Consider the following 17,027-nt stretch of genomic DNA (forward strand, 5'->3'; position numbering starts at 1 on the left):
TTTTTTTGTGGCATCACACAATATCATATTCTTCCTGTCAGCTTTCTCAATCTTGCGGTATGATGGGTAGCCCCGTATGCACAAATCACTCCCAGACAACCAACAAGCGGAACATCTACCGCAGAACTTGTCGCAGCAAGAAATCGAATCGAAGATCGAATCGGTTCAATCGGATTTGCGAGGATACATCATTTCTCTCTCCGGGCACAGTGGGGATTGCGATGACATCTTGCAGGAGACCAACCTCTTCCTCTGGGAGCGTAAGGACGACTTCGAAGTGGGCTCCAATTTTAAAGCCTGGGCATTCAAGGTTGCCTATTTCAAGGCCATGGCCATCCGCCGTGACAACATTCGGCGTGGAGAGGTCGTGTTTAGCGAGGACATTGCCCAACGCATTTCCGCCGAAGCCGGCAATTTTTTCAACCAGCGCCCGGACACCATGAATGCCATGCGGGTTTGCCTCGGCAAGCTCAGCACCGACCATTTAAAACTCATCAACGTCAAATACCTGCAAGGAAAATCCCTGAGTAGCTTTGCACTTCAGACTGGTAAATCCGTCGATGCCATCCATAAATCGATCTCAAGAATTCGCCGTGCATTGCGCAGCTGTATCGAAAAACAACTCTCAGAAAATCATTAGCCTGGAACCATTCCTCAAGCACCCAACGCATAGCGATGAAACCAACAGCTGAATTCACAACACTGGTAGACAAATGTCTCTCCCAGACGATCTCACGTGTCGAAATGGCACGCCTCGAAGAGTTCCTGGAGGATAATGAGCACCTGCGGTATTATCTGGAACTTGTTGAGGTCGAGGGTAACCTTCCCTATTCGCTCGACGCCGGCGTCATCTTGCAACCGACCGCAAACACATTCTCATGGCGGAAACTCATCCGACCATTGAGTATCGCAGCTGCAGCCGTGATTGTTTTTTCCGCGGGTTTCTACATCGGCTCCCCGCCTCAAGATTCATCAGCCGAGGCGTCCGCTGGTGGCAACAAAACACGCCCGGCGAGCAAAGCCGCGGCCATCACCAGTCTTGTGGGCGTCACGTGGGAGAATGCAGCTCCGGAATCCATCAAATTAACCAATGATAGCGAGGCCCTTGCCTTCACTTCAGGTTTGGTGGAAATTTCCTTTGGGAGCGGCGTACGCTCACTAGTTGAGGGCCCCGCTGTGATCAAGGTCACGGGAGAAAACTCAGCCATTTTAGAACGGGGACGCATGGTTTCCGAAGTCCCCAAGGGTGCCGAGGGGTTCACCATTGACTACCCGGATGGCAAGGTGGTTGATTTGGGAACTGAATTTGCCATCCACGTCCCCCAAAACCAGCATGGAGCAGAAGTCGGAGTCTTCCGTGGCGAGGTCGAGATCTATGACCGGGAGCAAAACACACCTCTCAAGATCTTGGAAAACCACGCCGTGGTTCAAGTGGCAGGATCCCGCAACCCCTTTGCATCGATTCCATTTCACCGAGATCAGTATATTCGGGAACTCCCCACCAGCGAATTCCCATGGAAACTTTCCGAAGTTCCCTCAAGAGAACCTGAAATCATGGATTTCGATGTCTCCCACCTCGTTTGGCGCCCCAGCACCTACAGAGCGATTATCAAATACATGCACGGTAGCGACTCCGTCATCATTCATCGGGCCGAACTCCTTTTCAATGGGCGTGTAATCTCCACGGACGACCACACCGGCAGCTCCGGCTACTCCCTGTTTCGTGACAACGCCTACAGCTTCGATGTTCCGCAAGGGCTTCACGAAAAAGGAAAATGGACCGTTAGAATCACGGCAAGCCCAGCTCCGAGAGGTCAGCTTGCGGCGGGAGATTTCTCTCCGGACTCTTCAGGTATCCTCTTGTTTGAAGACACACGGACATCGGATCACGATGATGAAGATTTCATAGGAACATGGGAATACCGCCACAACGGTGACATCCACCGAAGAGTCTTCACCAAAGACAAAAAGGCTCAGTATTATTTCAACGGCAGAAAAACCCACCTCTTTGATGCCGCCAGCTGGGAAGTCCGCGATAAGATCCTCACCCTTACCATCCCACCACCAAACACTAACGGAACCCCCACCCATGTGGAAACACATCAGTTAAAAAGCAAAGACGAACTGATTTTTGTCAACCGGCCATACCGTAGTGCCTTGCGGGTGAAATAGACAAGGCCACGCAATCCTGCGGCTATATTCGGCGTCAGGATATGTAGCGAAGGAATTTGCAGCGAAGAAGAAACCGAGTCCTATCGCCGCTCGATGTTTCATCTGTTCCAATAGATCAAACATCATCCATGCAATGTGCATACTCGGAGCACCAAACATCATTCATCCTATCCACTGCTGGATTAAATTTATGGTTTCATTTTAATTCATTTTATAATAGAAGTCTGTAATCCTGTTTAAATTGCTGCATCATGCTCTGTGCAGCACAGACATCCTCCACCCTCCAAACCATGAAAACAAACATCGCCACAATTGCCCTCTTATCAGCGTTCCCCACTCTCTCATCGGCGGCTCTGAATGCTGTATTTGAATATGAATTTGACACCTCGTATGACTCCAGCTCGACAGCGGTCTCCGACTTAAGCGGTGCAGGTAACCATGCAACGGTCACCGGCGAAAACGGAGGCGCCAACATTGCCGTGGTCACAGACATTCCCACCGGAGGGAGTCAAGGGACTCACTCTCTCAACTATTCCAGCACTTACGGCGTCGTGACGACCAATGCCATTGACCTACTCAACAACGCCGATGTCATAGCCAACGGTGGCTACACCATGACAGCCTCCTTCAAAGGACTGTCCAATAACACGCGTAAAATCATCGACTATGCCGGCACCGAGTACATCGGAGCCCGCTCCAACAATGGCGGAGAAGTCGTCATCGGTATCAGCAACACGGTGCCCATGATTCTGACCACTACAGAAGGACTTAATGTCACCGACTGGAATCAAATCACCTATTCCTTCGCCGTTACAAACGCAAGTGACCCAGCTGCTATCCTCGGTGACATTCGTGTCGACCTGAACGGAACCGTAACAACCCTCAATGGACAAACCCTCACAGACTTCGGCGACAGTCTGGATCGCTCGATAGGGGTAGGTCGTCACCCATCATTCAGCTCAGACCACTTCCGCGGACAAATTTACGCTCCAGCCGTTTATCTTGGAGTTTCCGAAGTTCCGGAACCAGGAACAACCGCCCTTCTTGGACTTGGAGGGCTCGCACTGATCCTGCGTCGTCGCAGGTAAATATTGTGACAATCCCCTATCTGTCAGCCATGGCCCAAAATATCGTTTTTTTTCAACCTTTGTTTCTGGGTTTACCTACCCGGCTTTAGGCCGGGTGTTTTTTATTTTTTCTATCAGTTTCTCAAACCCAATGATATATACCCTGATAAGGAGACGATCATTCTGCATCAAAATATCCCAAGTATTAAAACACCAAAATTATGAAAATGAAAAACACATCCATCCTAGCTCTTAGCTTAAGTCTGGTATCCCCTGGATTTGCAGCCGTGCTCATCACACCAACCGGTGTTACGTCCATTACCGACTCCTCTGATTTGTTCAAAGTTGGGGATGGTGGACTTATCAATAACAGCCTCATCGGTACCCCCGCGACACTGGCGAACTATACAACAACCACACATGTCAATGTCACATCGGGCAGCGTGGGATGGGTAACCGCAGATCCAGCCCCTGCCGGTGGAGATTACTTTGGCCCGGGCGAAAATAATCCGAACCCGGTTCTTACTTTTGCGCTCGATCAAACCTACACCCTCACGGATTTTGTGTTCTGGGGATATTTCAATGGAGGAACTGGTAACGAAGCCAAAGCCTTCACTCTCGAGTTTTCCACCACAGGAACATCTGGAACCTTTTCTGGAACGACCCCCCTGACCCAGCCAACTGCGGTTGGCACAGGAAATCCGGCAACACTCAACTTCGCTGCCGTTAACGCCAACGCGGTAAGAATCACCATCACAGACAACCAGGGAGGCATTGACCGGGTAGGTCTCGGAGAAGTCAAATTTATTGGCTCTGCGGTCCCGGAACCATCCTCCACCGCCCTGCTCGGCCTTGGGGGACTCGCTCTGATCCTGCGTCGTCGCAAGTAAGTAGAATCAACACCCCCCGTAACCTTTTTGTCCCACTCGGTCCGCCGGGTGGGATTTTTTTACTCTTTTTTGTCAGGTTTGATCACCCGTCGGTATGATTGGTGATACGGAAATATTTTTCGTGTCAAAACACATCAAGTATTCATCTAAAAACATGAAAATCAAAAGCACATGCGCACTCGCGCTTACGTTTGGCATGCTGGCAGCCACGAACGCGGCAGTCATTATCGACGCAACGAACATCACCTACACAGGAACCTTTCCAGAGGGTGCAGTTCTCGGACCTGCCACCACCATCACCAATGATAGTGGTCTTTCCGAAGACCTGACTCCAGCCAACATCGGCACCGTGACCCACGACAGCTTCAACGCCGGCAACGCATGGGTTAGCACCGATCCTGGAGGATCCGGGAGTGACTTCTTCGCCAATAACGGCGGCCTGACTGTCAGCTTCGACATTATCTTCACCGATACCTACAACGTGGACACTCTGTCAACTTGGGGATACGGCTGGAACGCTGATGTCGGCAACAATGCCAGTGCTATCACGATCGACTATGGCGTCGGCAACTTCGCATCAACAACCGGCAGCCTCGCACTCCCCGTCCCCACTTGGCAAGAGTCCGACACCATCAACCTTGGAGGAATCGTCGCTGACCGTGTCCGCATCACCATCACCGACAATCACTTCGGAGCCTCCGGCGGTGGCGACCGAGTCGGCATCTCGGAACTCGCCTTCGTTGGTGACGTGGTTGCCGTTCCAGAACCATCCTCCGCAGCCCTTCTTGGACTCGGTGGACTTTCACTGATTCTCCGTCGTCGCAAGTAACAACCTTTGGCAGACTCATTCTGCCGCCCATAATCTGAAATAACGTTTTTTGTTCAATTTCAACGTTTGTTTCTGTGTTTAACCCACCCGGTTCCGCCGGGTGGGATTTTTTTATCGCACCTCCAGCGTTCCTTCGGTCACCCCGAGCTGTTCGGAGACATCCAGTCCCTGCCATAAATGATGCCCGGACCGTGCCCCGGCAAGAAGTGATTGGTATGCTTGAACGATCTTACGTGCGGACTCCTTGTCTTCATCCAACAATTCCACCCGATACCGGCGCAAACCGGTCCCCCTCAGTTGGTCGTAGAATCGGGCTCCTGTCTGGGCCCGTCCATTGAACAAGGTGTTCCGGCACCCCACATCGGCCTTCAAGCTATGCAATTGACCGACTCGGTCTTTCAGCTGCACTTGGTGTTTGTCACACGGTTTACCGCAATTCAAAATACTGGTTCCGCCATCACTGAGGAACGAACAGAACACGCAATGCTCCATATGAAACATCGGCATATGCTGATGAATCGTCAGCTCAAACCAATCGGTAGGTGCAGCTAACAAGAGGTCCAGCACCTGACGAATATTCAAATCATAGGACACAGTCATATGATCCAAGCCCCCCTCCTCCTTTAAAATTCTCGAAGTCAAAGGGTTGGCACAGTTCAGGGAGAAATCACCTATTTTATAGAGATCGTTTCGATCCTTGAAATAGGACACCCCGCCAAGGTTTCGGATCAACACTCCATCCGGCTCGGCTCGCTCAACAACTTTGAAAAAACCAGCTTCTCCCGATTTTTGAATCCGTGGCGTTGCCAGGTGGACCCGGGCATCATCTGCTGAGCGCACCAGGGAAACAGCCTCCTTCCCTCGGCGAATATCCTCGAAGTCCACATAAATGTTCTTCCCCCCCGCCTCAAGCACGGCTTCGATCTGCTCCATGCTGCGACATAACACAGACAATTCCCGTCGTGACGATTCATCCGTCCTGCGCACAGGCATCAAATCATCAAGTGACGCCGTCGCTCCCACCTGAACCCGGGCTGCCTTTCTCTGCGTAGTGGCAACATCCATGGCATCCACCAAAGCTCGTCGAAGTCGATTCACGGCAGACACCGGCATCATCACCTCCCCTTGTAGTTGGTTATCCACCTCACCCAGTTTCCAATCGGTCCCACCAAGGCGACCTAACTGCTTGATTAAAAATTCATCCGTAAACGGGCGGGACTGGGCCACTTCAAGCTTCTCCGTGGAAGTAACGCTGACCTTGCCACAAGAAAGTGTCATCCCCTCAGCTACGCACCCCTTCACCGTGATATTCAAAGTATCCCGCTCTACCTCCAACTTGGCATTTTTCCAACTGGCGGTCAGCCGTTTATTCAACTTCGGGTCGTCTGTCTTCCAAATTTTTTGCCCCGGTTGAATCCGTTTCCAGTCCAATCCACTGTGCTCACGGTGAAACAACAAGCGATCGCCTGCGACTTTCCAGATGCGACTCCCCTGTTCAAGGTTCCGGTCTTCCCCGGCATCAAACACAATGCCGTCACCCGCTTTCACCGGAATCCGTGTCGCCAGTTTTACATCCACCCAACCTCGTTCGGAGCGGATGACTTCGCCGAGAAACACGCCGCGTTTTTTACCAAACTTCCCATGGGTCAAGAGTGGGTGGTTGGTGCCCTCAAGCCAGCCTGTCGAGAGACCCCGTGAAAAAGTCATTTCCATGGAGTAACGATCATCCTGGGTAATCGGGTCCTCCTCACCAGCTACAGCCGCATCAATTGCCTTGCGGTAGACCTTCGTAATCGCCGCAACATATTCAGGAGACTTCAATCGTCCTTCGATTTTGTAAGACACCACACCTTGCCTGACGAGCTCAGGAATCAAATCAACCGCCGCCAGATCCTGAGGACTAAGCAGATATCTCACTTCTCCCATTTCCCTCTCCTCACCATCCACAACCAATGTGTAGGGCATTCGACACGCCTGTGCGCATTCCCCCCGGTTCGCCGACCTCTGCCCGAGACTTTCACTTGTCAGGCACTGGCCTGAGTAAGCCACGCAGAGGGCTCCGTGAACGAAGACTTCAAGGGGCACAGATTCTTCAGGCTTGAACTTGGCGATCTGTTTCAATGAAAGTTCACGAGCCAAAACAGCTCGATCCAAATGATACAGCCGATCGGCAAAGGCCAACCCCTCGGGTGAGGTAATCGTCATCTGGGTGGAGGCATGCACCTCAAGTGATGGGGCAACGATTCGACACAAACGTGCCAGCCCAAGATCCTGGACAATGATGGCATCCACAGCACACGATTCGAGCAAACGCAACTGCGTCTCCGCCTCCTGAAGTTCGCCGGTAAAGATCAGGGTGTTCATGGTCACAAAGCCCTTCACCCCACGGGCATGGAGAAATTCCATGAGTTCCGGGAGATCCTCCTCCGTAAAATTGTCTGCGCGCAAGCGGGCATTGAACTTGGACAATCCAAAAAACACCGCATCCGCCCCATTCGCAACCGCTGCCCGAACACAGTCCCAACTCCCCGCTGGAGCAAGCAACTCGGGAGTCCGCTCATACCGACCCGGATCATTTGTAACATGTGGCGCTGACATCCGCCACAGCATCACCCGAAAATCATAAAAGAAAAGCCACAAGTATGTCCTGCCGACCCAGCCAAAGTATCTTCACTTCCAGACAAAAGGCTTTTAGCTGTTCTGACGGTTGCAAAATAGAAACAATCATCCTAATTCTAGAGCTCCCCCCCAATTTCTGACCATGGCGACTCAATTACTTATGAAAGACGGACTCGGTGAAGTCGCAGTTCTGCGCATCATCAACGGACTCCTTGCTTCCGGGGCATCATTCTCCGCTGAAGATTTCCACCGGGACGCCATGGAAGGGCTCAGCGAATTGGAACTGAAGCAGCGGGTCTCCCATCTGATTGAGGTCATGGGTAAATATCTGCCAACAAACTTCGAGGAAGCGGCCCACATCCTCGGGAATATCCGTGACCATTGGGACGAAGGCGACGCGAATGATAGTCTGCGCTCGTTTGCAGCCTGGCCCGTCATTGATTATATCTCGGTCTATGGCTTGGAGCACCCGAAGATTGCTTTATCTCTACTTAGCTATCTGACTCCGATGTATTCCGCTGAATTTGCCATCCGCGAGTTTCTCAACCGGCACCCGGAGCAAACCTACAACGAAATGTCGCTCTGGAGCCTCTCCTCGGATGAGCACGTCCGACGTCTCGCATCCGAGGGCATCCGCCCCCGCCTCCCCTGGGGGTGCCAACTCCCGCAGTACATTGAAAACCCAACACCGGTAATCGCCCTGCTCAACAATCTGGTCGACGACACCTCGGATTACGTGAGGCGCTCGGTGGCCAATAACCTGAACGATATTTCCAAAGACCACCCGGAACTCGTCATCGCCACCTGCCGACGCTGGATGGCTGAAGCTATTCCGGCCCGGCAATGGATTATCCGCCATGCCACCCGAACATTGGTAAAAGCCGGCCACCCCGAGGTGTTTGCATTGCTCGGTCACACCGCCTCTCCCCAAATCGAGATCCGGAATCTCAACCTCAGCCACACCCATCTGGAACTCGGTTCGGATCTCAGGATCGAAGCAGAAATCAGCTCCTGCTCAGAGCAAATGCAATCGCTGGTGATCGATTACACCATCCATTTTGTCAAAGCCAGTGGCCAGACAGCCCCGAAGGTTTTTAAATGGAAAAATCTGAAACTCAAAGCGGGTGAAACGGTGCAACTGACCAAAAAACATCCGTTCAAGGTGATCACCACGCGAAACTACTATGCCGGCCAACACCGGCTTGAGATCACCGTCAACGGTATGGCCCGGGCCGAAACTCAGTTCGAACTCTTCCTCCCTGAACTTTTCCCTGCCTCATCCTGACACTGGCGACCACTCGCACTTCGGCCAAAACAGGCAAATTACGCACACAATTCCCTGTTTACAATTGACGATTCCCGAGCTACTTGCAGCGCATGTCGAAGTGCCACGGACCCAAAATGAACATGGACCCCTCCTTGCATGTCGAGCGCAAGCCCGACTGGCTGAAAGTCAGGCTGCCCAACGACCCCGGATTCTGGTCCACCAAATCGCTGATCACCGACCTGAATCTGGTCACCGTCTGCGAAGAGGCCAACTGCCCCAACCGCTGGGAATGCTGGAGCCAAGGAACCGCCACCTTCATGATTGCCGGTGAAAAGTGCACCCGAGCCTGTGGATTCTGCGCCGTCAAAACCGCGCGCCCCGACGCACTCGACGCCGATGAGCCTCAGCGTGTCGCGGAAGCCTGCAAGCGACTGAAACTCAAGCACGTCGTCATCACTGCTGTCTGCCGCGACGACCTGCGCGACGGTGGTGCAGAGCATTTCAAACTCGTCGTCGAAGCCATCCGCACAGCCAACCCGGGCATCATCATCGAAATCCTGACCCCGGATTTCAACGACCGCGACTTCGCCCTGCAACTCTGCCTCGATGGCATGCCTCACGTATTCAACCACAACCTGGAAACCGTCGAGCGCCTAACGCCACTCGTCCGGAGCCGGGCCAAGTACCAACGCTCACTCACGGTGCTCAAAAAAGCCCTCGCCTTTGCGGAAGGTAAGGTGGTCACTAAAAGCGGCCTGATGCTCGGACTTGGAGAAACCGAAGAAGAGCTGTTTCAGGCCATGGATGACCTTCTGGCCCACGACGTAAGCGTGCTCACCCTCGGTCAGTACATGCGCCCCACGCCAAGACACCTTCCAGTGGTCGAATACATCAAACCCGAGAAGTTCGATGAATACAAGCGGGTCGCCATCGAGAAGGGATTCCGTCACTGCGCCAGTGGACCACTGGTTCGCAGCTCCTACCTCGCTGCCGATTTCCAACCTGAACTCGACCTCATCAAGGAAATCGAAGCCAAGGCCGCTCTGGTTTAGACCACCGAGCGACATTTACTCAACACCCTGATGGCTGTGATTCCCGCATCCTTCAGGGTGATTTTTTTACCGCGTCAAACACTCAGGGTTTGAGTTCTTTGGATGTCTTGACGTCGATGGGATACTGCGCGCCCATTCGATTCAGCTCCTTGGCTAAAGCCTTGCTCATGGACGCCACCCGCTCGGGCTGGGTCGCAGCCAGATTTTTTGTTTCACCCAGATCGTTCGCCAGATGGTAAAGTTCCTTCTTTCCCGTCATATAGTGAACAATCAATTTCCAATCGCCATCTCGGTAAAATGAAAAATGATCACTCTGGTGGCGATGAGGAAAATGCATCACCACCTGCTGCGGGCGATGCTGCCCATCCTTTCCGGCGAAATAAGGACGTAAATCATAACCATCCACATCGTGATCGCAAGTCACTCCGGCCATGCCCAGAAGTGTGGGAAACCAATCGTAAACCAACACAAGGTCGTCCTCACGACTACCTTCTTTAATCGGTAGCGCCAGTTGATGTCCTTTCCCTGGATCGGGCTTTGCCCAGGCTACCAACATCGGAACTCTGCTCCCACCTTCATAACAACTCCCCTTCTTACTTCTCAACGGTGGTGAGTGCTTGTTTTTTGCACTCCCGTTATCCGACATAAAGATGACCAACGTGTTCTCTCCCACTCCCAGGTCATTGATTTTTTTTACGATATCCCCCAAAGATTTATCCATACCCTCAATCATGGTGGCAAACTTCAAATCCCCACCCTTGAGTTGTGGATAATGCTTCACAAAACGCTTATCCAAGTTGAGGGGCCCATGCACCGCATAATGGGACATGTAAGCAAAGAAAGGAACCCCGTCCTGAACCGACTTCTCAATCGCCTTGTTCATTTCCAAGGTCAGGGCCTCGGTCAAAAAAGTGTCCGTTCCATGATACGCCTCCAAGCCGGGCACCGCCCGCTTCCCTCCTTTTCCATAATTGCCAGTGTAGGACCCCGGCAAGCCATTCTCACAACCCGCAATATTCACATCAAAGCCAAGGTTTTCAGGATCTGCTCCATACGTATTGATCGACCCAAAATGCCCTTTGCCAGCATGGATGGTGCGGTACCCCGCCTTCGACAGCAAACGCGGCAAGGTGATATCCTTTTCGTTTATCCCGTGCAGTCTCCACTTGGGCGAACCTTTACCTCCAACATCCCGACCTTCAGGACTAACATACTGCGTCACATGATGTCGGGCGGAATTCATCCCAGTCATCAAGGAAACCCGCGTCGGTGTACATACCGTCATTGCATAGGCATTGGTAAATTTCATCCCCTTGTCGGCAAGCGTTTCCATATTCGGAGTTCGGTAGCGACGATTCAGTTCCGTGACAACTTCCTTGCCATCCGCATCATAGAAAAAAGGCTCCGATGTATCCTGCCAACCCATATCATCAACGAGAAAAAAGAGAATGTTCGGAGCTTGCTTCGGAGCCTTCCCAAACAATGGTAAGATCGCAGACATCGTCACCAAAGCCATGCATACATTTAGACTGATAGATTTCTTCATAAGAACATTAGATAATGGAATGACAAGACTACGCGCAAAATAGCGACTTTATACTGGGATTGTTTTACCGATTCATCGTCGATTTTATCCAGAACGACTAACCTAAGGTTCCGATACGATATATCGTGCACTTCACTCCATGGGAACCCTTCCTAACATCTCTATCAACCTGAGTCCCTAATGCCTGTTCCATCATCCTTGTCTCCATAGCCATCAAGTTGGGATACTTGACAAACACCTCATGCAAAGGGTGATGGTATTCCTCGATAAAAAAACCCTCCTTTACGTTATAGTGACAATGACAAAAATGCCCGGACCTCGTGCGAGCATCGGCAAAACGGGTCGCCTTTTCCACCAGAGACTTGCCCGGACGAACAGCCTTCAGCCATAGGTCCCGCTCTTTTTCAAAATAGTGATACAGCAGTTTTTCTGGAGCACTATCACCAAAACTCATCCTCACGCCTTCCAACAAGCTCAACACAAGACCCACCCCACCGGTTGGAAACAAGGGATCGGCTTTCTTCGTCAGCTTATACAATTTCTGAGGCCGCCCGACTTGAACACGAGGAACCCTCCAGGCTTTGACGTAGCCTAACTCTTCGAGTTTGATGCAGTGCTGTTTCACCCCCATGTAACTCATCTCGAGCAAAGATGACAATTCAGGTATCGCCAACCCTCCTGAGCGTTTGAGCTCGCCCAGAATTCCAAGGTAACTTGGTTTGGCGATATCTTGAAGAGCCTGACTGAACATGAACCAGATCATTCATGGTTCCCTCGGCCGCGTCAATCCCCCAAGCCACCCAAATGACATGCCAAGCAGGTTGACTAATGCCCGTTGCTCAGTAGAGTCCTCCAAGATGTCTGAATATTCTGAGACCGAAAACCTTTCGCCCCCCCAGCCCGCCGCCTGCCCCACAGCCTGCTTCCCATCCCATGACCCCGGCTACTGGCCCGAAGAGGCCATGGAAAATTGGCACGACTACAAATGGCAGCTCAAAAACCGAATCACGCGTCTGGATCAAATCGAAAAATTGATTCCCCTGACATCGGAGGAAAAAGCTGGCATTCAACTCTCAGGTAACAAGTTGGCGATGTCCATCACCCCCCACTTTTTCAACCTCATCGATCGTGATGACCCCGATTGTCCCATCCGCAAGCAAGTCATCCCCCGGATCGAGGAAACCTTCACTGACCGCAGCGAGATGAGTGACCCCTGCGGTGAAGACAGTCACATGCCGGTCCCCGGGCTGGTTCACCGCTACCCCGACCGTGTCCTGTTCTTGGTAACCGATCGCTGTGCCGCATACTGCCGCTACTGCACCCGCAGCCGCGTTGTCTCAGGCGTCTCTGACCAACGTCTTGAAACCCAGTGGGAAGCGGCATTCCAGTATCTGGAAAAAACACCCCAGGTTCGCGATGTCCTTCTCTCAGGAGGAGATGCCTTGCTTCTTTCCGATGCCCGATTAGAAAAAATCCTCTCCCGCCTACACGCCATCCCCCACATCCAATTCATCCGGATTGGCAGCAGGATCCCCATTTTTCTCCCTCAACGCATCACTCCTGAGCTCTGCACGATGCTCAGCAGGTATCATCCTCTGTTTATTTCCATTCACGCCAATCACCCGAGAGAGCTAACCAGCGAAGTGCGTGAAGCGCTGGAACGGCTGGCCAATGCAGGCATCCCCATGGGTAACCAAAGTGTCTTACTCAAAGGGGTCAACGACAGCGTAGAAACCCAAAAAGAACTCGTTCACAAACTCCTCATTTGTCGGGTCCGACCATACTACCTCTACCAATGCGATCTCATCGAGGGCTCGGCCCACCTGCGCACAAGCATCGACAAAGGCATTCAGATCATCGAGGGACTACGGGGACACACAACAGGCTACGCGATTCCCCAGTATGTCATCGACGGTCCGGGAGGAGGAGGCAAGATCCCGATCAACCCGGAATATGTCGTAAAACAAGACGACGGAGGCATCACCTTGAGAAATTACGAAGGAAAACGCTTCGAATATCCTGCAAGCACTGAGGATGAAAGAGTTCAAAATGACAAAGTTTCCCGAAAGCTTCGATAATCGCTCCAAATTACTTACCATTACGCCCTCCAACACAAAAAAAGTCACATTTTTATCCCTGTTGACTTGACTCCAACCCAGTATTGTGGTTTTTTCCGCCCGCCGCACGGCAGCTGACGCAAGCCAGCCCCATGCAGCCCACAGTGCACCCGTAGCTCAGCTGGATAGAGCGCCTGACTACGAATCAGGAGGCCGGGAGTTCGAATCTCTCCGGGTGTACCACTTAAAAAACGCCGTAACCATCTAGGTTACGGCGTTTTTTGTTTATAGCATCCTGCTACTCCCACTCAATCTTCACAGATCCTTCTTTAAGCAGAAGGTCGCTAAGTTTGGTACGGAAGCCTTGTGCTTTCTTGCCGTTGATTTTTACGGATCTTGCCTTACCTGAGTTCACCACTTTCTCTGAGGCTGTGATGACCCAGTCTGCTCCGAGAGGTCGCTTGACTTCCATCTTCTCAAAGCTTGGTGGAACAAACTCCACCATCGAGTCAGCCCCAACACCGCCATCAATAGAGAAAATACCCATGCTAGATAGATTAAGCCATGCACTCATTTGACCTTGGTCCTCGTCACCGAGATAGGCATCGTAAGGAGTATAACCATAGTAGCGGTTGAGGATAGAACGCACCCATTTTTGAGTAAGTTCAGGTTTGCCAAAGGCATTGAACAAGTAGCTGGAGTGCATCATCGTTTGGTTCCCGTGATTCACCTTGATGAAGCCCATCTGATCGGCAGGAGCCATAAAATTCATTGCTTCGGAAGCCTCAAACTCGCTATTGAGAATACCAACAGCTTTCTCTGATCCACCCAAATACTTCATCAGACCTTGAGTGTTTTGTGGAACAAACCAGCGCAACTGAGTATCGCTTCCCTCCACACAGTGCGTTTTGTCAGTCCATGCTCCCTGTCTGTTTTTAAAGCGCACTTTCAGACTGGCAGGGTGAATAGCGTTCTTCCAGTTATTAGCACGGTCTGAGAACATCTTGATCGTTGCAGCGGGACGTTTCAATGCCATAGCCAGCTGAGCTGTTGCCCAGTCTTGATACGCGTATTCCAACGTGGAGCTGGCATAATGTCCGTAGCCTTTGCCTTCTGAGGTGACGTAGCCATACTTTAGATAATCTGAATAATGTTCATTACCAGCATAGCCGCCATACAGCAGATGCTTTCCAGGTGTAGTTTGCTGGTGATAGAATGCTTTCCATAATTTTTCTGGATCCGAGCCACGAACTCCAGCAGTCCAGGCTCCAGCCATCAACGGGAGCTCAGGAGATCCCAACATAACTCCAATCGCTTCCGCTCCAGCAGGTCCTTTCAAGGTGTATCCTGTTTTTTCAAAGTATTGAATTTGAGACTCCATGAACGTTTGTGATATCTCAGGGTAAACCCAGTTCCACAGTTGGTTCAGATTCCAGTGCGTTCCCCAGACCCCATCACTAGAGAACATTTCCAAGCCCTTTGGTGCGGTCTGAATTTTCTCTGAAGCATCTCTCCACCGGCCATCGACATCACTACAGATACCGCGACCTGATAGACTACGGTAAAGACTCGTGTAAAATCGCTGACGACGTGTAGCGTCCTTTGTTTCCAGCGTGATACGCCCCAACAGATCATCCCAAGTTTGCTTACTCTCCTCTACAAGCTTGTCTAAGTCCCAGCCAAATGGCTCAGTGATTTCGGTTTTAAGGTTGTTTGCGGCTCCTTCGATATCGACCAGTGATATTCCTGTGCGCATATTGACGACTCCCCCCTTAGGCAAATCAAACACAGGAGAAAAGCCACAATCCCCGAGACCCTTGCCGCTGCGTTTATAATCTATTGTCTTCACAGCTGTAGATAGTTTTCCATCCTTCCAGCCATCAAGCTGCTTGATAGGTTGATCAAACTGCATTACAAAATGGACGATGTAATCCTGTTTCTCCGGATAACCACTGCCCCAGTTCTGTTGCTTCGAATACCCTCGGATTTCGTATGGACTCGTTTGCTCCACATGCACTTCATTGATATACGTTTTGTATTCGTCCACTCCTGTCTGAAGGGCACAAATGATACGTGGGTCAACCGCTTTGGGATAGGTGTAGCGTTCGAGAGAAGAGCGCTTCGTTGCTCCCATTTCAGCTTTGATACCCGTGTCTTGTAGCGTTACTGAATACTTCCCAACCTCAGCGACCGCTTCTTTGGGATTGATGCGTGAACGCCATCCAGAATCGGGATCGAATCGACTCCCCTGCTTCACAAACATCTTGCCGTGATGTGGCATCGTCATCATTCCACTCATGGTCCATTCATGAATATGCCCGAAGCCAGCAATGGACTCGACTTGATAATCATAGCCTCCTTTCCAACGTGCTGTTTCATTCTCTGGACTAATTCTCATGAGACACATAGGCGCTGCAGGCCCAGGCGTAATCATCCAACGTGAGTTTGTAGTGCCTGCAAGCATATTCACCTCATCACTAAGACGCACGAGATCACTTTTCTTCTGAACTAACAGATCTCCTGAAACAACCCCATCTTTGTCTTTAATAATAACGGATCGTTCGGTGTCCGTATCCACAGCAGGAAGTGGCACGTCCCATGACTGACGCCCCTGAAGGAAATCATGTGATTCTACCATTTTGCCATCCACCCAAACATCAAGCGTCTGAGGCTGCTGCTGCATATTGATCACATCGATCACCAAGGCTTGGGTGCGTTGCGTCTTCTCATTCAGTCTATCTTTCCCAGCCATACTCAACTGTTGCACGGCGAAACTCCTTGGAGCTGCCAGCTTGAGAGTTGGATCCTCAGATTCAAAACTCACGGCATCGAATTCAAGCCAGTCGCCTTTATAAGAATGCAGTCGTAAAATATTGCTACCCTGCTTCAGCTGACCCACAGGGATAGCAAAACGCAGCTGCTTTTTATTTTTCAAAGACGCCACATTGATGTCATGAGCAATACCATTCACCTCAAGCCTCACAATCGGTGCGTCTTGATGCACCTTCGCTACATCAATAACCAAGGCACATGGCTTGGTGGGAGCTGACTCAAGAGTGAAAGCAAAAGGTGCAAAATTAACACGCCACGACCAATATCCCATTCCAGCCCATGTTCCTTTCGTCCCAGGGAGAATGTAAGTCCAGTCCTGAGTTTTATCACGGCCAACCATGAATAATCGATCACGGTCTCCCAGCTTTTTGACGTAACCATTGATTCCTTCTTTCGCACCCCCAAACTCAGCCGACGAGCCATCAGCCACACCAATGCTAAAAAGCGTATTTTGACCAAAGCAGATTCCAACCATTGAGCTAGCGACGATATAAAGCAGAAATTTCATTTATCTAAATATTGGTTGAGAACAATACAGGCACTGAAAATCAATTTTCTCAAAATTCTCATATTCTCCCCCCTCTTTCTATGTTTTATTTGGAAACACATAGACTACCATCTCTACAGGGATGAGCAGCCGTCTGATCAAGGCCTTTTAACTCCAGTTCACCCATAGAGCTAAATCACTCTAGTGAT

Annotated in this window: 12 protein-coding genes and 1 tRNA gene; 9 read left to right on the forward strand and 4 right to left on the reverse strand. The window is 51.1% G+C overall.

Translation table 11 applies throughout. The features are described from left to right. The first annotated feature begins 76 nt into the window (after positions 1-76). From HW115_RS02735 to HW115_RS02755, 5 genes are all read left to right on the forward strand, one after another. Positions 77-640, forward strand: coding sequence for a sigma-70 family RNA polymerase sigma factor (locus tag HW115_RS02735; protein WP_178931037.1), 564 nt, complete (start codon positions 77-79; stop codon positions 638-640). A gap of 35 nt (positions 641-675) precedes the next feature. Next, positions 676-2,172, forward strand: coding sequence for a FecR domain-containing protein (locus tag HW115_RS02740; RefSeq protein ID WP_178931038.1), 1,497 nt, complete (start codon positions 676-678; stop codon positions 2,170-2,172). A 290-nt stretch (positions 2,173-2,462) separates the two neighbouring features. After that, positions 2,463-3,260: a PEP-CTERM sorting domain-containing protein gene (locus tag HW115_RS02745; protein ID WP_178931039.1), complete on the forward strand. Its 798-nt coding sequence runs from the start codon at positions 2,463-2,465 to the stop codon at positions 3,258-3,260. Between the two features lie 200 nt (positions 3,261-3,460). Then, positions 3,461-4,129, forward strand: a complete 669-nt coding sequence (locus HW115_RS02750; RefSeq protein ID WP_178931436.1) for a discoidin domain-containing protein — start codon at positions 3,461-3,463, stop codon at positions 4,127-4,129. 154 nt (positions 4,130-4,283) lie between these two features. Continuing rightward, a complete protein-coding gene (locus HW115_RS02755; RefSeq protein WP_178931040.1) occupies positions 4,284-4,958 on the forward strand; it encodes a PEP-CTERM sorting domain-containing protein in 675 nt (224 codons plus the stop codon). 111 nt (positions 4,959-5,069) lie between these two features. Here HW115_RS02755 and HW115_RS02760 read toward each other — a convergent pair whose 3' ends face one another. Further along, the gene (locus HW115_RS02760) at positions 5,070-7,556 is read right to left on the reverse strand and encodes a U32 family peptidase (RefSeq protein WP_227021229.1); all 2,487 of its coding nucleotides are present in this window, start codon (positions 7,554-7,556) and stop codon (positions 5,070-5,072) included. Positions 7,557-7,719: 163 nt separating this feature from the next. Here HW115_RS02760 and HW115_RS02765 point away from each other — a divergent pair, with 163 nt between their 5' ends. Both HW115_RS02765 and lipA read left to right on the forward strand, forming a co-directional pair. After that, positions 7,720-8,862: a DNA alkylation repair protein gene (locus tag HW115_RS02765; RefSeq protein ID WP_178931041.1), complete on the forward strand. Its 1,143-nt coding sequence runs from the start codon at positions 7,720-7,722 to the stop codon at positions 8,860-8,862. A 122-nt stretch (positions 8,863-8,984) separates the two neighbouring features. Next, positions 8,985-9,896, forward strand: coding sequence for a lipoyl synthase (lipA, locus tag HW115_RS02770; protein ID WP_227021230.1), 912 nt, complete (start codon positions 8,985-8,987; stop codon positions 9,894-9,896). An 82-nt stretch (positions 9,897-9,978) separates the two neighbouring features. Here the strand turns inward: lipA and HW115_RS02775 are convergent, their stop codons facing one another. Both HW115_RS02775 and HW115_RS02780 read right to left on the reverse strand, forming a co-directional pair. Beyond that, complete coding sequence (locus HW115_RS02775; protein ID WP_227021231.1) at positions 9,979-11,442, reverse strand: sulfatase; 1,464 nt, start codon at positions 11,440-11,442, stop codon at positions 9,979-9,981. Between the two features lie 97 nt (positions 11,443-11,539). Next, on the reverse strand, positions 11,540-12,193 hold the full coding sequence (locus tag HW115_RS02780; protein WP_227021232.1) for a helix-turn-helix transcriptional regulator: 654 nt from the start codon (positions 12,191-12,193) through the stop codon (positions 11,540-11,542). A gap of 211 nt (positions 12,194-12,404) precedes the next feature. Between HW115_RS02780 and HW115_RS02785 the strand changes: the two genes are divergently transcribed. Beyond that, the gene (locus tag HW115_RS02785) at positions 12,405-13,520 is read left to right on the forward strand and encodes a KamA family radical SAM protein (RefSeq protein WP_343219692.1); all 1,116 of its coding nucleotides are present in this window, start codon (positions 12,405-12,407) and stop codon (positions 13,518-13,520) included. Between the two features lie 145 nt (positions 13,521-13,665). Beyond that, positions 13,666-13,742: transfer RNA gene (locus tag HW115_RS02790), tRNA-Arg, on the forward strand. 55 nt (positions 13,743-13,797) lie between these two features. Here the strand turns inward: HW115_RS02790 and HW115_RS02795 are convergent. Continuing rightward, positions 13,798-16,839, reverse strand: a complete 3,042-nt coding sequence (locus HW115_RS02795) for a GH92 family glycosyl hydrolase (RefSeq protein WP_178931045.1) — start codon at positions 16,837-16,839, stop codon at positions 13,798-13,800. Positions 16,840-17,027 lie beyond the last annotated feature (188 nt).

It is taken from the genome of Oceaniferula marina, from assembly GCF_013391475.1.
In the GTDB taxonomy this organism is placed as follows: Bacteria; Verrucomicrobiota; Verrucomicrobiia; order Verrucomicrobiales; family Akkermansiaceae; genus Oceaniferula; species Oceaniferula marina.